This window comes from Deinococcus pimensis DSM 21231, assembly GCF_000519345.1.
Classification (GTDB): Bacteria; Deinococcota; Deinococci; order Deinococcales; family Deinococcaceae; genus Deinococcus_A; species Deinococcus_A pimensis.
Genome location: NZ_KI912641.1, coordinates 2,110 through 3,010, shown reverse-complemented (window position 1 = coordinate 3,010; position 901 = coordinate 2,110). Strand labels below are relative to the sequence as shown.

General features: G+C 72.1%; 2 protein-coding genes. Both read right to left on the bottom strand.

The genetic code is table 11. The features are described 5' to 3' along the window. The coding region (locus DEIPI_RS39555; RefSeq protein WP_027481855.1) for a hypothetical protein at positions 1-318 on the bottom strand (318 nt) is incomplete at its 3' end. A gap of 195 nt (positions 319-513) precedes the next feature. Continuing rightward, positions 514-901, bottom strand: a 388-nt coding sequence (locus DEIPI_RS0111320; RefSeq protein ID WP_245588550.1) for a sensor histidine kinase, incomplete at its 5' end; no start/stop codon positions are given.

Here is a 901-nt window from a genome sequence, read left to right as displayed (position 1 = left end):
CATCAGGTGCGTGAATCCGCACGCCACGATGAACAGCCCGAAGGCCAGCACCACCCAGTCGAACGGAAGCGAGCGGCGGTTGAGGGACACGATCGTCGCGAGGGTCCCCGCGATGACCGTGTACGCCCCGAAGGTCAGCAGGTCCGAGGCGACCAGCAGGGAGGAGAGCCCGGGGGCCTCGTGACCGTGGACGGCCACGCCCGGCATGTCGCCCACGAGGTGCGCGAGCATGCCGGGCCACACGAGCGGAAGGGAGAGCCCCGCGAACGCGATCGCGAGGGTGCGCAGCAGGGCGAGGTCCTTGGGACGTGTGGACATGCGGACTCCGGAGGGGCGCGCGGGGGCGGGGACGAGGCAGGTCGCGCCACGCGGGCGGCGACCGGACGCTCCGCGCTTCTTACGGCGAACGGCAGAGGTTGTGGCGGGGGTCCGTGCCTTCCATCATACGGCCAGGACCCCCGAAGGGGATGCGCACATCGCCACGAACGGTCAGCCGAGTGTCACGGAGGGCGCTCAGGCGCCCCGCGGGTCCGGCAGCGAGAACGCGAACGTGGCGCCCGCGCCGACCTCGCCGCTGGCCCACACTCGGCCCCCGTGCCGCTCCACGATCCGCTTCACGTTCGCGAGGCCCACCCCGACCCCCTCGAACTCGTGCGCGTGGTGCAGACGCTGGAACGCCGAGAACAGCCGCGGCGCGAAACGCGGATCGAAGCCCGCCCCGTTGTCCCGCACGAACACGACCGTCTCGGCGGGCGAGACCTCCGCCCAGACCTCGACGATCGCCTCCGCGCGTCCCCGCGTGTACTTCACCGCGTTGCCGAGCAGGTTCGTCAGGACCAGCGTCACGAGCGCCTCGTCGGCCCGCACGATCGGCAGATCCGCGACGCGCCACGTCACGGCC